The 19,935-nt window shown below is 39.4% G+C and carries 22 protein-coding genes; 6 read left to right on the top strand and 16 right to left on the bottom strand.

The genetic code is table 11. The features are described from left to right. Window positions 1-443: 443 nt before the first annotated feature. The 9 genes from KHS79_RS16800 to KHS79_RS16760 all read right to left on the bottom strand — a co-directional run bounded on the left by KHS79_RS16800 (window position 444) and on the right by KHS79_RS16760 (window position 6,683). The gene (locus KHS79_RS16800) at window positions 444-722 is read right to left on the bottom strand and encodes a hypothetical protein (protein ID WP_212720470.1); all 279 of its coding nucleotides are present in this window, start codon (window positions 720-722) and stop codon (window positions 444-446) included. 519 nt (window positions 723-1,241) lie between these two features. Next, window positions 1,242-1,433 (bottom strand): hypothetical protein, encoded by a 192-nt coding sequence (locus tag KHS79_RS16795; RefSeq protein ID WP_212720468.1) that lies wholly within the window; start codon window positions 1,431-1,433, stop codon window positions 1,242-1,244. A gap of 70 nt (window positions 1,434-1,503) precedes the next feature. Then, complete coding sequence (locus KHS79_RS16790) at window positions 1,504-1,677, bottom strand: hypothetical protein (protein ID WP_212720466.1); 174 nt, start codon at window positions 1,675-1,677, stop codon at window positions 1,504-1,506. 460 nt (window positions 1,678-2,137) lie between these two features. Next, window positions 2,138-3,244, bottom strand: coding sequence for a nucleotidyltransferase domain-containing protein (locus KHS79_RS16785; RefSeq protein WP_212720465.1), 1,107 nt, complete (start codon window positions 3,242-3,244; stop codon window positions 2,138-2,140). Window positions 3,245-3,249: 5 nt separating this feature from the next. After that, complete coding sequence (locus tag KHS79_RS16780) at window positions 3,250-4,176, bottom strand: HprK-related kinase A (RefSeq protein WP_212720463.1); 927 nt, start codon at window positions 4,174-4,176, stop codon at window positions 3,250-3,252. Next, window positions 4,173-4,475, bottom strand: coding sequence for an HPr-rel-A system PqqD family peptide chaperone (locus tag KHS79_RS16775; RefSeq protein ID WP_027708997.1), 303 nt, complete (start codon window positions 4,473-4,475; stop codon window positions 4,173-4,175). The genes KHS79_RS16780 and KHS79_RS16775 overlap by 4 nt, the downstream gene beginning before the upstream one ends. Before the next feature lie 35 nt (window positions 4,476-4,510). Next, window positions 4,511-5,110, bottom strand: coding sequence for a hypothetical protein (locus KHS79_RS16770; protein WP_212720462.1), 600 nt, complete (start codon window positions 5,108-5,110; stop codon window positions 4,511-4,513). Window positions 5,111-5,326: 216 nt separating this feature from the next. After that, the gene (locus KHS79_RS16765) at window positions 5,327-6,187 is read right to left on the bottom strand and encodes a sulfurtransferase (protein WP_212720460.1); all 861 of its coding nucleotides are present in this window, start codon (window positions 6,185-6,187) and stop codon (window positions 5,327-5,329) included. A 13-nt stretch (window positions 6,188-6,200) separates the two neighbouring features. After that, window positions 6,201-6,683 carry a hypothetical protein gene (locus tag KHS79_RS16760; protein WP_094787861.1) on the bottom strand — a complete coding sequence of 161 codons (483 nt, stop codon included), beginning with the start codon at window positions 6,681-6,683 and terminating at the stop codon, window positions 6,201-6,203. A 139-nt stretch (window positions 6,684-6,822) separates the two neighbouring features. Between KHS79_RS16760 and KHS79_RS16755 the strand changes: the two genes are divergently transcribed. The 3 genes from KHS79_RS16755 to KHS79_RS16745 all read left to right on the top strand — a co-directional run bounded on the left by KHS79_RS16755 (window position 6,823) and on the right by KHS79_RS16745 (window position 9,981). Continuing rightward, window positions 6,823-7,545, top strand: coding sequence for a substrate-binding periplasmic protein (locus KHS79_RS16755; protein WP_212720458.1), 723 nt, complete (start codon window positions 6,823-6,825; stop codon window positions 7,543-7,545). A gap of 270 nt (window positions 7,546-7,815) precedes the next feature. Beyond that, window positions 7,816-8,580, top strand: a complete 765-nt coding sequence (locus KHS79_RS16750; protein ID WP_212720456.1) for a substrate-binding periplasmic protein — start codon at window positions 7,816-7,818, stop codon at window positions 8,578-8,580. A gap of 363 nt (window positions 8,581-8,943) precedes the next feature. Further along, window positions 8,944-9,981, top strand: coding sequence for a threonine aldolase family protein (locus KHS79_RS16745; protein WP_212720454.1), 1,038 nt, complete (start codon window positions 8,944-8,946; stop codon window positions 9,979-9,981). 84 nt (window positions 9,982-10,065) lie between these two features. On the opposite strand, the gene KHS79_RS16740 is transcribed toward KHS79_RS16745, so the two are convergent. Further along, a complete protein-coding gene (locus tag KHS79_RS16740) occupies window positions 10,066-10,446 on the bottom strand; it encodes a DUF5064 family protein (RefSeq protein ID WP_027708991.1) in 381 nt (126 codons plus the stop codon). Between the two features lie 213 nt (window positions 10,447-10,659). Beyond that, window positions 10,660-11,352: a tRNA/rRNA methyltransferase gene (locus KHS79_RS16735; protein ID WP_212720452.1), complete on the bottom strand. Its 693-nt coding sequence runs from the start codon at window positions 11,350-11,352 to the stop codon at window positions 10,660-10,662. Window positions 11,353-11,792: 440 nt separating this feature from the next. Between KHS79_RS16735 and KHS79_RS16730 the strand changes: the two genes are divergently transcribed. Next, a complete protein-coding gene (locus tag KHS79_RS16730) occupies window positions 11,793-12,068 on the top strand; it encodes a hypothetical protein (RefSeq protein WP_094787867.1) in 276 nt (91 codons plus the stop codon). Between the two features lie 189 nt (window positions 12,069-12,257). On the opposite strand, the gene KHS79_RS16725 is transcribed toward KHS79_RS16730, so the two are convergent. The 5 genes from KHS79_RS16725 to hppD form a co-directional block, all read right to left on the bottom strand. Beyond that, a complete protein-coding gene (locus KHS79_RS16725; RefSeq protein WP_212720450.1) occupies window positions 12,258-13,316 on the bottom strand; it encodes a lipase secretion chaperone in 1,059 nt (352 codons plus the stop codon). A 356-nt stretch (window positions 13,317-13,672) separates the two neighbouring features. Then, the gene (gene maiA / locus KHS79_RS16720; RefSeq protein ID WP_094787869.1) at window positions 13,673-14,311 is read right to left on the bottom strand and encodes a maleylacetoacetate isomerase; all 639 of its coding nucleotides are present in this window, start codon (window positions 14,309-14,311) and stop codon (window positions 13,673-13,675) included. Between the two features lie 16 nt (window positions 14,312-14,327). After that, window positions 14,328-15,317, bottom strand: coding sequence for a fumarylacetoacetate hydrolase family protein (locus tag KHS79_RS16715; protein ID WP_212720448.1), 990 nt, complete (start codon window positions 15,315-15,317; stop codon window positions 14,328-14,330). Window positions 15,318-15,338: 21 nt separating this feature from the next. Continuing rightward, window positions 15,339-16,469, bottom strand: coding sequence for a homogentisate 1,2-dioxygenase (locus KHS79_RS16710; protein WP_212720447.1), 1,131 nt, complete (start codon window positions 16,467-16,469; stop codon window positions 15,339-15,341). Beyond that, window positions 16,462-17,550 carry a 4-hydroxyphenylpyruvate dioxygenase gene (hppD, locus tag KHS79_RS16705; protein ID WP_206196769.1) on the bottom strand — a complete coding sequence of 363 codons (1,089 nt, stop codon included), beginning with the start codon at window positions 17,548-17,550 and terminating at the stop codon, window positions 16,462-16,464. The genes KHS79_RS16710 and hppD overlap by 8 nt, the downstream gene beginning before the upstream one ends. A 1,060-nt stretch (window positions 17,551-18,610) precedes the next feature. On the opposite strand from hppD, the gene KHS79_RS16700 reads away from it, so the two are divergent. Continuing rightward, window positions 18,611-19,303: an alpha/beta fold hydrolase gene (locus KHS79_RS16700; protein WP_212720446.1), complete on the top strand. Its 693-nt coding sequence runs from the start codon at window positions 18,611-18,613 to the stop codon at window positions 19,301-19,303. 78 nt (window positions 19,304-19,381) lie between these two features. Next, window positions 19,382-19,807: a GFA family protein gene (locus tag KHS79_RS16695; protein ID WP_212720445.1), complete on the top strand. Its 426-nt coding sequence runs from the start codon at window positions 19,382-19,384 to the stop codon at window positions 19,805-19,807. The last annotated feature ends 128 nt before the right edge of the window (window positions 19,808-19,935 follow it).

Genomic DNA, 19,935 nt, shown 5'->3' with positions numbered 1-19,935 from the left:
AGATAATATTCCATTATATTGAAATGTTTTATAATCCAATACGGCGTCACACACACAATGACAGGTGCTCACCAGCAAACGCTGAAGCAGCGTATTTTCAAAACCTAGAAACTGTCTAGAAAAGTCAGGCCGTACCAATTTGCATTCCAACACTTATTACCTGGGGCAAGCTGGATCCTTTCGTATTTGTTAGCAACGCAGAATATTTATCCAAGCAAATTCCATCCAATAAACTCATTATTTTCGAAAATGCATCCCACTTTTCATCTGAAGATGCTGGAGAGGAATACCTTGATGCCTTAACCACCTGGTGTCTACATGAATATAAGCAAGTATAAAAGAGTATCTAAGCTCATAACTATTAATGCACGTCACTTTGAAATAAACTAGCATTATTTTAAGCAGTCAGACAGGTTAGATACTACTTCTTACTCAATTAAGGATTATTTGTCTTTGTCTACCAACTTTTCGACAAGTTGCTCGATTTTCTCAGAGTCATTTGTAATTAAAACCTTACCTGTTTTTACTAAAATTGCCCCAACATCAACCCATATTCGTAAGAAAAACAAGCCTATAATTAGTGCTGCGAAGTGAAAAATATGGTCTGAAGCAATAATCTCTTCTTCACCAATTTTTAATATGATATTCGATTTCTCCTTTCCCACGATATATTCGTGTATTGGATTACTTGGGAAATTTTGTAGATAATCATCTAGATTCATTACAAGATCCAACAGGACTATTATTCCAAGTACTATAAGAAACGTACCGCTCGCTTTTCTAAACTGTTCCAATTTTACACTACCCCATTAATTTCTCTATAGCACGGATGCCTTTATAGACAGCACCGCGTACGACGACCCAATGCAGCGTTTTGTTTTGCACTGCATTAGTATATATTACACTCAGGAATACAACACAATATGAAGGATGCAAATTTCGGTAATTTGTAGGCAGTATAATCAAACAAGGCTGCAGATAACAACATCCATGGTACATACTGCCAAAATATGACGCTTAAAGAAGCAACCAAGGTTGGAGCTATAAAAGGACGAACAACTAATCCAATGACGCAGAAGATTATTATGGCAATGGTATTAAAAAATTTATCCACTAGCTGAAACTCACGTTATAACACATAACGCCCCACTTAGTTGAAGCTTTGCGGAGCTTGCTTTTATGTCTTATTCAATAAATATTCTAGTCAGCACAAATATATATTCACTGCCAAAGACATTCTACTAATCATCTTCGCTGGATTTATCTTTAGCCTGTACACAATCATCAGATTCTTTACCACCAAAGTCCCAGCCAAAAAAGAGCAAACCTAATCCAAAAAAAGGGATTGAAGCTATCGCTAGCCACCAATTTTTATAAAAAACAGCCAATCCTAATAATCCTATCCCTATAAAAATCGATGGTAATTTTAGCATCTGATACCCTAATATCTATATAGCCTTAATGACCAGAACCGCCAGGCGTTAGGTTGATAATTTTGTTAGATTAATATTCTATCCACTTTTCATCACCTATAAAAAGGTAGCCCTCTGCATTTTCCTTTTTAGGTAAGATATTTGGCCAATCAATTTGAAAGTCATAAATATAATTTGGAAGCATAAAATATCTTTCTTTTTTGCAATCAACTACAACAGTTTTTCTTTCAAATGTTTTAGCCATTCAACTAAAAACTAAGTATCTTGAATCTTGAGAGAATGCAAATAGGCAACCCCAAGCCCACCCTAGAAATTGTTTACTATTTATTATCACAGAATGATAAGAGTCTCCATGAGGAGGCTCACCAACATAGAAAAGTTCAGCGCGAACTGATTTATCAGGTGAATTCAGTATAAAATTGCCCATGCCAGCCCATATTGCGCTCCCATCACTTGGCATCATTTTTTCTTGCATAAGCTTCACCCGAACAACCTAACGCTAAGCTGAGATGATCCTGACAGGGCGTCCTGACTTGAGCGTATTGTTATATTTCACAAATTGTACAAGTCACTTATTATGACAAACTCGTTTTAACTAACATCTCAAGGAATTATTCTTCCATAAAAAAATTAATGCTGTACTAAGCGGAATGATTAATGTCAACTTAAGAAAACCCCAATATTTGCATCGTTGTTCGTCTAAACTATTTGTATACATTCCCTCCTAAACGCATCCATGTTTTAGTGATTAAATGTTTCGTTAGTAAAAAAGGGGGCATCCGTAACCAATGGGATCGCATATAGAATCCCCAAATAGATATTTGACGGTTAATGCTACTTAAGTAAGAGTTACATTCAATAGGCAGTAGTGCCAAAGGTAACCATTTACTCATTATAAAGTTTATGAAGATATTCGGTTTATATTGTTGAACAGATAGAAAAACTTCGTCAGGAATAGGGGTTTTTAAAATAGTTTTAGTAAAAGTAAGACCATAATAAAGAGGTCTTTGCACCCCAAGCTGGTGAGCTCTTTCGAGTAGCTTTTGATTAAAATTTTCATCTTTCTTTGAAAAAAATCGGAACAAAACATCCAAATCAACTAAATCACGTAATCTATTTTTTAACTCAGAGTCATAAAACAGGTGAATACAACTATGTAAAAACTGGTCTTCAGCGGACAATACTTTTATTCCAGCTTTAAGACATGGTTGGGCGGCAGACAATAATAGATCAGGATCAGGATTTAAACGACTGGTTCGAGGTAAAATCCGATGGTGTAAGTCGACATCAACACTTCGGAAGCGATGCCGAAGAGGCGGTATTTCATGCATCCATTGACGATAGTAGTAGTCATCATATCCTGAAGCAGGCTTGTGACTTTCCCAGCCTGCTTGCAATAAATGGTGCTCTACTTGATTTACTTGTTCCTCAGGTACCAATATATCAACATCTGATAGGTATCGTCCTTGTAGGCCCGGAATTTTCTGGGCAATATACGCAGCACCTTTCAGTAGCACAATATCATTAACATCTTTGAGTGTACGCTGCAGCCGGTTAACTTCCCATTGAGCCATCTGACTCAAATAGTCAGAAAAATGCATAACTCCAAGAATTGTTCTTCTTGCTTTTTCTGGCACTGCTGATAGCAATCCTGCTTCTTTTAGACGATAGCCAAGAGTTGCTAATAACCCTGACTGTTTTGCTAAATGAAGCCAATCATCTAATTCAACGTTTTTTAAGCTCAATACATAGCTAATGTCACTTAGTGAGAGAATCAAACTTGAAAGTGCAGATGACTGAGAAGTATACATAATATTTATTCTTCAGACGGGAGTGACTTAATGAGCTGTTGAAGGTTTTCAATCACTGTGTCCAGATCATTAAAATACAACTCATAGCAACTAGACTGATCAATTAACGATTTAACCGCCTGAAAGCCTTTTTTACCCACAACTTGATAATTAAAAGCGTTGTTGGCTAAACGAAGTAATGCTTGTGCTTTAGTCACTTCTATTAGCTTAAAACGAGTATCAGGCTGATATTTCGGAAAAATAACAAGTCTCGGTTTTGCTTGTATGTCACTTTGAGCAACGCTGGCTAATGGCGGACGAAAATGTGCAACATCCCCTTTGCGTGTTTTGGTAAATAGTGGACCAATCACTGCATCAGGGGCAAAATTACGAATAACTTCTATAGATTGATTTTTCAGAGGTATGAGCTTGGGAAGTGGTTGAATTAAACCTGTTTCTAAATCAATTAAACCAAACTCATCAGATAACATTCGCCACCCCCGCATAGCAAAGGCAGCACATAGTGTACTTTTTCCAGAACCGGGCCAAGCGGGTAAAAGAACACCTTTTCCCAAATACTCCACAACTGCAGAGTGCAACATCAAATAGAAATGACTTTGGGAAGCAATACACCAGTTTGTTCCCCATTCCAACATTGGTAATGCATGATCCAAAGGAAAGGGAGCCATCCCCGGGTCTCCCTCTGCTGTTTTAAATTGCACCTGTGGGCGCCACCAATAACGATGAGTATGAGGGCGAACCAAGTTGACTTGAAAATTTATCAGCACATCATTGTTAATAAATGGGTAATGAGCGAATAAGTTATGTATTTGAGCGGCTAAAGAGGGAATATTGGCTTTTAATTGTATAGTAAAAGGACCACACTGATAAACAACGCCCTTTGTTCGTAGGCAATGGTGAATTGTAGATAAGGATAAGTCAGAAAATCTCATACGCTGACAGACTCTATAAGGCCAAGCTCATCAAGTTCATTTAAAAGGTGTGAAAGCTGCAAGTCAGTTAAAGTGTCTTGATCTAGCTGATACTCTAGATACAGCTGTGATAAGAGCATTGAACAACTAAGAGGGGATTCAGATAGAATTAATAATATAGCAAGGGTTAGATCATTGAGTAGATGGGTTTCAGCAGTAAGTTCATTAAAAACCACTGTTTCTGATTCCCACCGTGCCCAATGGAGATATTCTGAAGAAACTGTTTGCCAGCATCCTTGGCTGGTATTAGAACACTTCACACACAAGCCAGCACGTTAGTCTCACTCACAGCGCATTAGCCAATATTTTCTACTGGATTATTGTATAAAGAAACCCAGCAAGACTCTGTAACAGGTGACGATCCTGGATTACGCTCAACCATCAGTTCTTTTGACTGATCATCATAAAACACCAACACTCTGACATTTTCACGTAGTATAGTTACATTCCCTTTTGCAGCATTTTCTTGCCACTTATCAAGCTGCTTTTGTACTTTAAGCTGATCAGCTACTTTAACCAAGCCACCAGCCTGTTCCTGGTAATATTCACTTTTCACTACATAGTAGACCTGCTGGCCAGAATTAAGTGACTTATCATCTTTACCAGGATTGTGCATAACAGTTATTTTGACCGCTTCAGCGCGAAGCCATTTTACATCCTCAATATCATATCCAGGGCGTACAACAGTTTCAGCTTGGTTTGCAGTGTTTGCTAACTTTGCCTGGCATGTCGCACTACTGGCAGCTAAAGCAGCTCCACTTCGTAAAGTAAGTAGTAAGGGCGCTGCTGCCGCTGAAGCTTTTAACAAGCGACGACGGCTTGCAAGTTGTTGCCATTCACCACTAGAAGCTTGTGAGCTATGATGTTTAGAGTCATTACTGTTGTGTGTTTTCATAATCCGTTTCTTGCTTAGTGTCCGTTAGTTACCTGAAACTCATTCTACTACTTTAATTTACGCAAGTATCAGACCAAAACCCCGAAAACCTACAATTAACAGTAGTTTAGGCTAAAAGTAGAACCATTTACTTGGGTACTACTAACAACAACTATTTAACTTGTAAAAGATAATAACATATTGCAGAGGCTATATTTTCCAAACCAATACCCAATTTTAACCAGAGATCATTGCATCCTGTTTACTAACAGGGCGTTGAGGATTCGTTATCCACTCACTCCATGACCCAGCGTAAAGCTTTGGCATCGGTAACCCAGCAAGCTGCATAGAAAAAATATTATGGCATGCTGTGACGCCAGAGCCACAATAACAAATACAATTTGAGACCTCCTTCACTCCTAGATACTGAAAACGCTCTAACAATTCACCTGAAGATTTAAATTTTGCATTCTGATCAAGGTTTTCTGTATAAGGGCAACACACTGCTCCAGGGATATGACCCGCCACAGGATCAATAGGCTCTTCTTCTCCAGTAAAACGGCTATACGATCTTGCATCAAGCACTATAATCTGTTCAGAGGATATATTGCTAAGAACCTCATCAACCTCGACTTTAAAGGCATTGTTACACTCAAAGTCAAACTGAGCAGCTGGGTATTCCGGCTGAACAGATGTACATTCAAACCCATCATTCATCCAGGCTTGGTATCCCCCATCCAAAAGGTAAACATCTTTAGACTTACCTAACCACAGCAGCAGCCACCATAGTCTTGCGGCTTTAGCACTATCAGCATCATCATAAATAACAATTTTGTGCTGACTACTAATACCAAGCCTTTCAAGCTTTGCCGCAAGCTGATTAGGATGAGGCAAAGGGTGTCGGCCTGTTACTCCTGGAACCACAGGAGCAGATAAGTCTTTGTTGAGGTCAAGAAAAACAGCACCTGGAATGTGGCTCTGTTGATATGCAGCCAAACCATAGTCAGGGTCATCCAGCGCAAAACGGCAATCGACAACCCGGGTATTGGTATCATTTAAACAGGCATTAAGTTCAAACGTGCTCAGCAAAAGTGACATACAATTCTCTAACCTAAGGCTTCATGTGAATAACTTCATCATCTTTTATCACTTTATTATGTAATTCTGCTTTCACGTCAAGCCCTTCCAGTTCCACCCCCTCCTCAACAATGATACGTGTTGAGTCATCGCCATAACTTACTGAAGTCGTTGGTGGCGAATCGCTATTAGGTACCAGTGGGTCTGACTCAGTTTCTTCATTTTTGTAGGTAGTTCTTACCTGTTGCTTTTTTTCGGTTTGGCTGTTAATTGAGGTGACACCTTCTTCACCGTCATTACTTTGACCACCAGCAACAACAGGTACTACAGTGTTAACCTCATCGTCACTTATGACTTTTACATCTTCATTTTCAACTTCAACCATTACATCTTTCAGTGGCTCAGCTTCAGCTGACTTAGATTGATCAAGCCAATAATGATAAAACCCTATACCAGCCCCACCTGTGACACTTAAGGCTAGTAACACAAAAAGCGACATTCTCGCAGCATAACTCATATTCCCTCCTAGCGTATTATCTTGAGTCCCCATAAATCGTCTAGACTTTGTACTAAAATATCCACCATATGTGCACTAAAGAAATATGCAATCCTTATGCAAGGTATTTATAGGGATATGGTATGCTCTGAGCATATCCTTGTCATTTAATGCTCATGGAAAAGATCGAATTGTCCTCACTTCACTTAACTGGGAACCCTATATTGGCCGCTCTTTACCTAATATGGGTTATAGCTATGAGCTGATTAACGAAGCTTTAAAAGTTAACCACTACTCACTTGAAATCATCTTTTTATCTTGGGAAAGAGCTATAGAACTGGCAAGAAAAGGGCACACAGATGGTATGTTTCCAGCGTACTACTCAAAAAAGCGTGAGAAAGATTTCATTTTCTCCAGCCCTATCCCTGGAGGCCCTGTAGGCTTCTATAGCCGTACAGACAATAACTTCCGTTTTGCAAGCGACCCCCGAGAAAACTTTGCGCAAGCAATCGAACCGTTAAAAAAACTAACATTTGGTGTGGTAGAGGGATATGTAAACTATGCACCTTTTGATGAGGCTGCCTACTTAAAAAAACGATATACAACCAGTGATGACCTCAACATCAAACGCTTATTTAAAAAACAAGTAGACATTATTTTTATCGATAAATATGTTGCTCAATATATTATCACTAAAAAATACCCTTGGTACTCATTAGAACTTGAGTTTATAAATCCTGCACTTGAAATCAAAAAGCTACATATTGCGTTTTCCAGAAAAGCAAAACATCACCAAACATTCATAGAAGCCTTCAATAAGGGGCTTGAACATATTACACGTAATGGGATGGTTGCAGAAATCTTGCTAAAACACGGATTTTAACCCATACATTATACTCAGATAACAACGAATCGTGTCTATTACACTCAAAGCGAGTCAGTTATATGCTGGCTATTCATAGCGCTTACCCTAATCAGCATTCTTGACTAGCAAGACCCAAGGGAATGTTTATACACAATGATATGGATATCATGCAGAAGAACAATGCAAGAGCAATTACTAAGAAGCATTTAGCTGCCACCACACCTACATGTTTCTATAAGCTCCTGTGGCTTCATCACATGAAAACAGCATAATAGCTATCCTAACATTATGATAAAACAATTATTGGCAATCTTAATTTCTTTATGGGTAAGCTATTCTTCTGCCAGTGAGCGCCCAACGATAGTTTTATCCTCCTTAAACTGGGCCCCCTATATTGGCCAGGATATGCCAGATAAAGGCTATGTTTATGAGGTAGTAAAAGAAGCCTTTGCACGTTCTGGTGCTAATGTGGATGTTTTGTTTTTTCCATGGGCTCGTGCCTTGCATGTTGCTCGACATGGTCATGTTGATGGCCTATTTCCTGAGTACTATGACAAAGAGAGGAAAACAGAGTTTATCTTTTCTGATCCATTCCCAGGGGGACCTGTAGGATTCTATAAACGCCGTGATCGAGATATTAAATTTTCCTCTGATCCACAAAAAAACCTCAGTAAAGCCCTTCAAGATCTCAAGGAGTACAAATTCGGTGTAGTAAGAGGGTATATCAATACAAAAGAATTTGATGATGCAGATTACCTAAAAAAAGAAGAGTCTATTAGCGATAATGTTAATCTCAAACGTCTCTATAAAGACCGAGTGCAACTTATATTTATTGATAAGTATGTCGCGCAATATATTATTGCTACGCGCTACCCTTGGTACTCGCTCGAACTGGAGTTTATGAATCCTGCCCTTGAAATAAAAGAGCTGTATATTGTTTTTTCAAAAAAAGCCGAGGACTATCAAAAAAAGCTAGCCTTATTTAACTCTGGGCTTAAGCAAATTAAAGAAGATGGTACCATGGAAGAAATTATGTCAAAGCATGGGTTTTGATAAACTATATACCCAATACGAATGGTTTTTAGGTGCGGCCATCGAGTGACGAAGCCTCATGAGCCTATATTACTAGGTGATTGGGGTGAGGAGAGAAGATAACAAAACCTAGAAATCATTCGTGAAGGGTATACCAGCCCTTACAAAGCAATCTCACTAAAAACCGTCACTACCAAAACTATTTCGTCATAAAAGTTTAAACGACTGTTTAATAAAAAAACCTTGCCTTCAGCTATTAACCTGCCCTATTTTTGACACTACACATGAATACCAACCCATATAGTTACCGTTAGAACAGAGTTACTGCTGATTAGTAAAGTATCAAGGTAGTGTGTGGGTTCCAGATTATGAGGTGTCAATTCAATGACCAGACCCGGCCAATTTGCCAGTGATAACTATTCTGGTATATGCCCGGAAGCCCTTGAGTATATGCTTTTGGCGAATGAAGGGGATGCAGAAGCTTATGGTGAAGACGAGTGGACCCGCAAGGCTTGTGATGAGTTTCGCAGACTTTTTGAAACAGACTGTGATGTGTTCTTTGCATTTAATGGTACTGCAGCCAACTCTCTTGCGCTTGCTTCTCTTTGCCAGTCATATCACAGCGTCATTGCGCATCAAACATCTCATGTTGAAACAGATGAGTGTGGTGCCCCAGAATTTTTCTCTAACGGCTCCAAACTTTTGTTAGGAGATGGCGCAGAAGGTAAGCTAAGTCCTGAATCTATTGCTGAACTTGCCTGTAAACGAACAGATATTCACTACCCCAAACCCAAAGTGATCAGTATTACCCAGGCCACAGAACAAGGCACTGTGTATACCATTGACGAACTACGGGCAATCAAGGACGTCGCAGATCGTTACCAACTTAAAATTCATATGGATGGTGCTCGTTTTGCTAATGCCTGTGTCTCTCTTGGAAAGTCCCCTGCAGAACTCAGCTGGAAACAAGGCGTTGATGTCTTATGTTTCTCAGGCACTAAAAATGGTATGGCTATTGGCGAAGCCATTGTTTTTTTTGACAAACAGCTAGCGGAGGATTTTTCTTACCGAATTAAACAAGCTGGGCAACTTGCCTCAAAAATGCGTTTTCTTTCCGCCCCCTGGCTTGGAATGCTCAAGACAGGTGCCTGGGAGAAGAATGCAAAACATGCCAACCAGTGCGCTACCTATCTTGCTGAACGACTCTGTGAAATACCAGGAGTAAGTCTATTAAGGCCCTGTGAAGCCAATGCTGTTTTTGTCGTCCTTCCTGAACAAGTCATCGTTAAGTTACGTGAGCAAGGATGGCGAATTTATACATTCATTGGTGCTGGTGGTGCTCGCTTTGTATGCTCTTGGAACAGTGATAAAGCCCGGATTGATCAATTAATCAGCGATATAAAGCAATTAATGGCCAAATAAATGAAGTTAAAATCGCTATGGCCAAAAGATCATAGCGATTTTATCAGTACGAATAATTTTTAAAGGGAAAAGTGATAAGAAAAATTACTGCTTTTTTGCCCGAAAAAAACGATTTAAATCAATTGAGTGAGTCGTATAATTCAATTGACCTTTTATTTTGTTGTAAATATCGTGATATTCATGACCAGTTAAAAATGCTTTATTCCAGCCAGAAATTGTTAACCCCTCACCAAACAGACCATGACGGCGAAGAATACTTTTTACCCTTTGAGCAAAATTGTAAAACTCATCCCGTCTCAGCACTTCAGTCTCTTGCACATGACCACTTTTTGAGTTGATATTTACATTAATAACCACCGCCTTATCTGGCTCTTCAGGGTGAATCTCGTAATTAATGTCAACCTCTGCTTCTTGAGCTTGCTGCGAAGTGTTATAAACAAACTTTTTCTGGGTTAAACCGTTCATAGCTTTCTGCCAAAATTCGAACAATTAGTCGCTTAGTAAGGTAGTAATATAACTACAACACAACATTCATTTTTTAACCCGTGTCAACACTCTTGTATCCATTTACAAAATTATCAGCTTGGTTCGCATGAGGGATCAGAGAGCACACTTAATACACAGTAATAGTGTAACACTGCAATGCGATGCTCTGTTTCGCTTGCATTAACTGATAACCTACTGACTTATCTTCCGAATCACATCTGTCACCAGGGTATGTAGAAAGTTAATATCCTTTCGAGAGCAAACAGGCAGTCGCTCACGTACCCACTGATACTCTTTCGCCGAGCAAGGAATATTTAGCTGATCTAGTAAAAATATTACTTTTTCATGGAGAGCACGCCACTGACCTTCTGCGACGTCATCAGAGCAACTGTTTGCCTGATCAGGCTGACTTAGTGGGCCAAGTTCATAGGCATATAACATGACAGCTTGCCCCAAATTTAAGGAGGGATAGCTTACCGCTAGCGGGACAGTTGATAGCACATCACACTGGTTAAGCATTTCATTCGCTAATCCATGATCTTCACGACCAAAAACAATAGCAACCCGAGACAATAGCTGACTTTTTTCTGATAACGACTCATATAGAGCCTTCGGTGAATAAGCGTAACGTTTACCCGCCCTTTGTTTAGTTGATGTTCCAATGGCTAAGTCAATATCCTTAAGCGCTGACTCAAGGGATACAAAATGTTGGGCACTTTGCAGGATGTCCGTTGCCCCATGTGCTACCCACTGCGCTTCATCCGCCAAATACTGTTGACTGTTAACGATACGCAGATCATTAAACCCCATAGTTTTTAAAGCTCGGGCACACGCTCCTACATTCACAGCACGCTGGGGTTCAACTAAAATAAAACTAATTTGCATGAAAGTCCTACCAAGTTACTTATACCCTTCACGAATGATTTCTAGGTTTTGTTATCTTCACTCCTCACCCCAATCACCTATTAATATAGTCTCATGTGGCTTCGTCACTCGATGGCCGCACCTAAAAACCATTCGTATTGGGTATACTCATTCACTTCAAGCTTCCATTCCCATAAATTCCTGCGGCACTAATTATCAATTTAACCCAACACAGTCCACATAAATAATTGCGAGAGTGTCTACAAAATATTACAAGACGATTGCCGAATGAAGAAAGGTTAAGGCATTATACGGTTTTTTCCAGTGCTTTAACGCTATGCCTTAATCCACTTAACATATACACAAAGAAGGGTATAACCTGTATTCGTTATGCGACTGTAGGAAGGCGTAAGCAATCATTATAGATTTAGTTTTAAATCATTAGTCTTTAGGAGCTTAGTATGAAATATTTAGTTGCTGCAGTAAGTATGCTTATGCTCGTTGCCTGTAATAGTAACCAGTCTACCACCGCAGGCCAAACCGAAGAGTTACCACCTCCGACAACCCCTGTAGAAGCAACACCAGTAGCTACAGAAACGGTTGAGCCAGCACAAGACCCTATGCGTGAGTTATGGGAGCGTTACTGTAATCATGAAGCATTAACCGTTGAAGAGCGTCAAATGATTGCAGAATCTACAATGCCTGTCGACTTACAAGCGACTTGTATCCAAAAATAATCTGTGGAGCCTATCCTGCAAGCCACCTATGTGCGAAGCAGGATAACAGCCTTCATAACCATTTGTTTTCTGGCAAGGTGTTTTTGTACGGATACAGACCTAGGTTAAACAAAAGCAACTCTGCCAGAAGCTTAGAGCAGAAACAAAAATAATAATACGTGATTAAGCTATCTCATCAAGAAAGCATCACTACGGGTGGGTAACCAGTGCTTTTACACGCAGTTGCTCATTTTCAGAAAAAGACTGCTGAAGAAGTGTTTCAATTGCTTGGCCTTTATCTTCCAAGGCCATTGAACTACCCATAATACGGTTTAATGATTGCTGATAATGGCTTACACGCTGTTGCCAGTTCAGTCTCATTTGCTCCAACTGGCTGAGCCGTTCAACTGCTGCATTACCAAACTCCGCACTTAAGGCTTGATTTGTACTAGCTTCTGACGCAGCAATTGCATGAATTTCTGCCTTTTTTGATACGGGATCTGCCACTAAAAATAACGCTCTATCATCTTCAGTAAGACTGGCATTCAAGGCTCTTAGTGCTGCTTTCTGTTGTTCTTTGGACAATTCCTCATTTTGTATGATCATAATACGCGCTAACATATAACGATCGTAGCGAATTTCTCTACCAAAAAAAGCTTCTGTATCACTTACAGAAAAGTGCTCATGCCGTAACTCATTGAGTACTGTCAATCGATTATTCAAGTTCGAAACATCATACGTTGACTGTGCTTTTACGCCAAGATAATCACCCTGATCTGAAATCGTACTTTCAAGATCAACTAACGCTTTCTTATAAGCTAAGTACTGTTCAAGCAGGGCTAAAGCTTGTTCTACAGCAGGTGAGTTTAGCTGCAAACGAATGTATTGTTTTAATCGATTGACACTCTGATCGAATGGCTCAATTCCCTGCACAGAAAGGAAGTAGTCAAATAAATCCCGTATTTCACGACTGACGACAAGTTGTCCTTGGCTATCAACGGGTAAACCTCCATCAACTGAGGTATCTAGCAAGTATTCAGGTAATTCAGCCTTCACCTGATGTACTTTAGCTTCAGCATCATCTTGTATAAGTTCAGGCTCACTACTTGCTAGAAAAGTCTTTTCATATTGATGTGTTTTTGATGTTAGCGGTTGATTACGCGTTTCTGAGGTCACTGGAAAAAACATCACAACAACATAAGCAATGATGACAATTGTAAATGAAACCAGCCCGCTAATTAAAAAACTTCGCTGTCGATTAACTGCCATTGTCTTATCTCCATGTACGTATTTTTTCAACACTCTTCTCAGAGAATGCAAAACACGTGCACACAACAAGCACGAAAGTTCAAGCTAACAAAGGGCCAAAGAAGTCACAATGTATTTCTGTGACTATGCAAGACAATCTAACAAGGATAAATCAGGTATTATCTGACTTTGCAGTTAGCAGGGCCGACAAATGTCGGCCTAGTGGTGCAGGCGTAAAATTGGGTAACACTCTTCAAATCCATTTTTTCTCTGTCAAGGCGCTTTTTTTCAGGCATAGTGGGCCTACGTCAAATAAAAGCAACACCGGCAGAGGATAAATGGAGAAGAAGTTGTTACCTTATTTTCCGCATGGACCACTAAATAGCATCGGGCTGAGCATCAGGTGAGGCATTTTTAAACGCGGCATGCTGCATACAGTGGTTGTATATTTTAGTAACATTTGGAAATTCAGTAAGCTCCACTTGAAAACGCCTGGCGTTGTACACTTGAGGAATTAACGTTACATCTGCCAAAGTCAATTGATCATGCCAGCAGTATTGCCCACTGTGCCGCTTTAATAAGGTTTCAAAGGCTCTAAACCCATCAATTACCCAATGTTGATACCAGGTTTGCTTAGCCGAATCATCAACCTGAAGCTGCTCACTTAAGTACTTCAATACCCGTATATTATTCAATGGGTGGATGTCACAACCAATCAACTGCATCATTGCTCTTACCTGTGCTCGCGACAGGTGATCTACAGGCAGTAAAGGCGGTTCAGAATATGTTTCATCAAGCCACTCCAAAATCGCCATAGATTGTATTAAGCAGCTTTTCCCTGTATCTAACACAGGCACCCGCTGCTGAGGATTCAGCTCTGTATACCAGGGGGAGAATTGCTCTCCCCCATCCTTTACCAAATGTACAGGTATAATGTCATAAGTAACTTGTTTTATGTTTAGAGCTATTCTTAGTCGATAGGCCGTAGAAGAACGCCAATAACTGTATAGTTTCATGCTTTCTCCCAGCTAATTAATTCACATTATATTGAACAACCTGCTGATCAATGGCTCCAAAAATGGATTGCCCATCCTCTAAAAACATTTCAATCTGAACACGATCGCCAAACTTCATAAAAGACGTTTTTGCCGTTTCCTGTTGAATTATTTCCAACATACGCTGCTCAGCAATACAGCTTGACCCTGCAGAACGATCATAATTCGATACCGTACCAGAACCTATGATGGAACCTGCCATCAATGGTCTTGTTTTTGCGGCATGAGCTACCAGGGTAGGAAAGTCAAACGTCATATCCACCCCTGCATTAGGCTGTCCAAACAGCTTGTTATTTAAGTGGGTATGCAATTTAAGATGCAGTTTATAACCATCCCACGCATCGCCAAGTTCGTCAGGTGTCACTGCAACAGGAGAAAAACTGCTTGATGGTTTACTTTGAAAAAAGCCAAATCCTTTGGCTAATTCTCCAGGAATTAAATTTCGTAGCGAGACATCATTCACTAACATAAGCAGTTTAATATGCTGCTGTGCTTGCTCTGGCGCTACTCCCATAGCAACATCATCAGTTATCACCGCAATCTCTGCTTCAAAGTCAATGCCATAAGCTTCATCAGCAACGGGTATGTCAGCTGTTGGTGGTAAAAATGCATCTGAGCCACCTTGATACATCAAAGGGTCATGCCAAAAACTTTCAGGCATTTCAGCACCTCGGGCTTTTCTTACCAACTCAACATGATTTACGTAGGCACTACCATCTGCCCATTGGTAAGCACGCGGCAATGGAGAAAGCACTTCTTTGCTGTTAAAAGCCTGTTGATTATGCAGTTGGCACGCATTAAGCGATTGATACACCTCAGTTAAAGCTGGGTAAATCGCTGCCCAATTATCCAAAGCAGCTTGCAAGGTGGGAGCTATTTCAGGGACAGCCACAAAGTATTGCAAATCACGGCTTACGACAATAAGTTGACCATCACGCTGGCCATTATTAAGAGAAGCTAATTTCATACAATCCAACATCCTTTTTAATTATTTTTTGGGCTGCCAGCTATTCACATACTCTGGGTTTTCAATATCAGAAACCACCGACCCCATGTCTAAAGCATCTCGAGTATCCAGCATAACCGCTACCTCATTAGTAAACTTTTTACTGTACTCTCGGCCTGCTTGATAGGCTTTGGGGTGAGGACCATGTGTGAACCCTGCGGGGTGAAAAGTAACCATGCCACTATCAATATCATCACGGCTAAAAAACTCCCCTGCGTGATAAAACAATACCTCATCGTAATCATCATTATTATGATAAAAAGGCACTTTTAGAGCACCAGGATCACTTTCAATAGGGCGAGGTACAAAAGTGCAAATAACAAATCGCTGTGCAACAAATGTAGTATGTGCAGAAGGAGGTAGGTGATAACGATGACTCATTAACGGGCGTATATCCCGCCAATTTAGTTTCACAACCGATAAATCTCCATGCCAACCTAACGCATCCAGAGGATTATAAGGAAAGCTCACCACAGAAACCTGATCACGACGCTTGATGTGAACTTGCCAAGGGTCTTCAGTTTGCTGTTGTCGAAAAAGATCATCAATGGCTGGTGTTTCCAATACGGCAGGATCAAAAATTGCGTGATTACCCACAAGCCCTTTATCAGGCAACGTATAGGCATCATTAGTCGCTTCTATCATGAGTAAAAACAGTGGTTGTGTAGGCTCTATACGCCACATCGTCCCACGAGGGATGACCACATAATCCCCTTCTTGCACTTCAAGTCGTCCATAATCACAAAAAAGCTGCCCTTTGCCTTCATGCACAAATAATAATTCATCTCCATCGGCATTACGTACTAAATGCTCCATGGGTCGTGCACATTTCCAAACACGGTATTGGCAATAAGCGTTATGCAATAAGACAGGTGTTTCCCAGGGAGACACTGGTAACTGCGTCAATTTATTACAGTCAAAGGCTCGGGGGCGCAAGGGCCCCTCCCAGTTGCTCCAACCAGTAGGTGCATGGCGATGATGCATATGTGAGGCTGGACCAAAAAAACCACTTCGTCCTAACTCTCGCTCATAAATCCCCTCTTCAGGAAAGTCTGCATGTGCCTGACGAGAAATCTGACCTTGTTGGCGAGGATAACTAATCCACTTACGCATCGGCCAGCACTCCTCTACGAATTTGGTCTTCTTCTATAGACTCAAATAATGCTTTGAAATTACCTTCACCAAAACCTTCATTACCTTTACGTTGGATTATTTCAAAAAACACTGGGCCAATAACGGTATTGGTAAATATTTGCAATAAAATTCCGTCTTTTTCTGGAGCACCGTCAATTAAAATCCGCAGGTCTCGTAAATCTTCAATGTTTTCTTCATGCCCTTTAACACGATCATTCACTTTTTCGTAATATGTGTCAGGTGTAAACATAAACTCAACACCGTGATCACGTAGTTTTCTCACTGTGGTATAAATATCCTGAGTATAAAGTGCAATATGCTGTATACCTTCCCCTTTATACTCTCGAATAAACTCCTCAATTTGAGACTTTTCGTCAGAAGATTCATTAATAGGAATTCTTATTTTTCCACATGGCGCTGTCATCGCTTTACTGACTAACCCTGTCAGTTTACCTTCAATATCAAAGTAACGAATTTCTTTAAAATTCCCAATTTTTTCGTAAAAATCCGCCCATACTTTCATATTGCCACGCTTAACATTATGAGTTAGATGATCAATATCCGTTAACCCCATATCACAATCTTTTAATGTACTTTCCCAGTTCTCATAGAAAACAAAATCAACATCATAAATTGACTGCTCACCATAACGATCCACAAAATAAAGCGTGCTTTCACCAATACCATAAACAGCTGGTATATTGAGTTCCATAGGCCCTACTCTGCCCGCAAACAACTTGGCACCATTGGCAACAGCATGGTTTATCGCATGGGCTGCATCCTTAACACGAAAAGCCATTCCACACACACTAGGACCATGGCAATGACTAAACTGCTCCGCTTGAGAATTAGGCTCAGCATTAACAATAAAATTAATATCGCCTTGACGATATAACCAAACCTGCTTTGATTTATGCTTAGCAATTTCGGCAAAACCGAGCTGTTTAAATAAATCTTTTAATGCATTAATACCTGCAAGATCCGGTGCGGTATACTCAACAAACTCAAAGCCATCAGTACCCAAAGGATTTATCACACTATTCTCTTCAGACATATTCATCACCCCCTCCTTAGCCACTTTCATTGCTATTATTTATTTAAAGTTTTTAAGTATGTTTCAATATTTTCTTTTTCTACCTCAAAAGAGGTATTTTATGACGACTCATTTTTTTACTTATCATCTATTTGCTTAAATAACAGTTCATTTCAAATTCAGGACATTAACTTGCTTTCTAACACCTCTGACTGCTATATAACATCAAGCTATTAACGACTCTCATATTTATTACAAAACAGTAACAATACCTACGAGAGGCTTTCCCACTAAGATAAGAGTTTTTTAGCGAAAGTTGCAGTTCTTTGAGGTAATTAACCATACACACCTTGTCTAACAAAGCTGTAAACATATTGATACAAGTCAATTTATTTGAGTAGAAGCTGAAAAAACCTCTGTCTAACTGGAAACTTATCACTACAAATCTGGAATGACTGGGCTACACCCAACTATATGACTTTATAGTCACATCCTTTCCTGACAGTAAGCCTTTTAGACGCCATAGAACATTTATAAATGTCCGTAAACCCTATACGCTAATTGCTCAAGAAAGGCCGATAAAAGCAGGGATATTGTCTTACATGATACTTATACAAAACTACATAACAGCATATATTTTTCGTCTTGAATTTTATCATTACTCAAACTTTTCTACCTATCAACAATCATCAAGCTATTATTAAAATTCATCAAAGTAAGTAACACTATACCCAATACGAATGTTTTTTAGGTGCGGCATCGAGTGACGAAGCCCCATGAGCCTATATTAATAGGTGATTGGGGTGAGGAGTGAAGATAACAAAACCTAGAAATCATTCGTGAAGGGTATACCGTTTTTCAAAATTATTTATATTACTACATGTACTTTTACCTGTCGGATTCTCAACATCATTACCCCTTAAATTTGAGTCATTTGTAACAAGCGGTTTTAAACATGCGCCTATCAAGGTTCAGGAATATATAAAAATACTTGTTACAGAATAATGCTTCGCAGTAATCTATGCCCACCACAAACCATTTTAAGACTAACCCTAAAATTGATGTATAAAGGGAATACAAATAGAGCATGAGTAAAACCATTTTTTTTCTACCAGGTACAATGTGCGATCAACGATTATGGTCTCGGGTTTGGCCTCTACTTAACGATGATTACCAACCAATACATATTCCTATTCCTGAAGCTAAGAATATGAATAATATGTTAAAAACAATCATTGAAAAGCTACCCAAGGAAAACGTAAACCTTGTTGGCTTTTCCCTAGGGGGGTACATTGCCTCTGCTTTAGCGGCTAACTACTCTGAAAGAATGAGAAGGCTCATGATCATAGCCAACTCACCTGGCTCACTTCCTGAAAGTGAAATAGAGGTCAGAAAAAAGAGTCTGAACTGGTTAAATAAACATGACTACCAAGGTATTCCTCTTTCAACAATAAAAACTTATTTACACACTGAAAACCAAGATAACCAAAATATCATTAAAACAATAACAGCAATGGACTTATCCCTTGGTAAAACAACGCTTATCAACCAACTTAGTAATACAACATTACGTGACGATTTGTCAGAACAATTGGGTATAATTGATGTACCTATTCTATTTTGTATAGGTGAAGAAGATAACTTAGTGAATCGCTCTACATTAAGAGCAATTACCTCAAAAAACACGAATCGACAATTTTTTGAAGTTAAAAAAGCAGGTCATATGCTCCCTCTTGAACAACCAGAAAAACTTGCTGAAATTATTAATCATTGGATATAATATTTTCTAAACAATTATTCGATATATTCATCATTATAAATACCAGTTTCATAGTACTAAGTGTATAAGGAGAAAGTGATGTCAACACCCGATAGTTGTGAGGGAGCGTGTTTATGTGGTGCCGTTAAAATTCATGCGACTAATGTAAAACCACATGTAGGTGCCTGCCATTGTGGTATGTGCAGAAAGTGGTCAGGTGGACCACTACTGGCTGTAGAATGCGGCTCACAGCTAACATTTGAGGGAAAAGAAAACATAACTGCTTTTAGTTCTTCAGCATGGGCTGAAAGAGGATTTTGTAAACACTGTGGTACTCACATTTTTTATCACTTGAAAGATACTGAAGACTATATTATTCCTGCTGGATTTTTTGATAAACCCACCAGCTTTACATTTGATCACCAAATATTTATTGATAAAAAACCCGACTACTACTCTTTTGCGAATGAAACTGAAAACATGACTGAAGCCGAAGTCTTTGCGAAGTATATGCCAGCGGAATAACCCTATCCAACTATCGAAGCTATCGCAAAAAGAATGAACTTGCAGAGACTTTGTAAAAAACCAGCGTAAAATACTCATTTATTAGGTAAACATCTCGTTTTTTGTCTCCATTGAACTACATATATAAA

Origin of the sequence: Zooshikella ganghwensis, from assembly GCF_018263875.1 — a bacterium.
GTDB lineage: Bacteria > Pseudomonadota > Gammaproteobacteria > Pseudomonadales > Zooshikellaceae > Zooshikella > Zooshikella ganghwensis.
The sequence above is the reverse complement of the archived record's forward strand: the minus strand, read 5'-3'. Positions and strand labels throughout refer to the sequence as shown.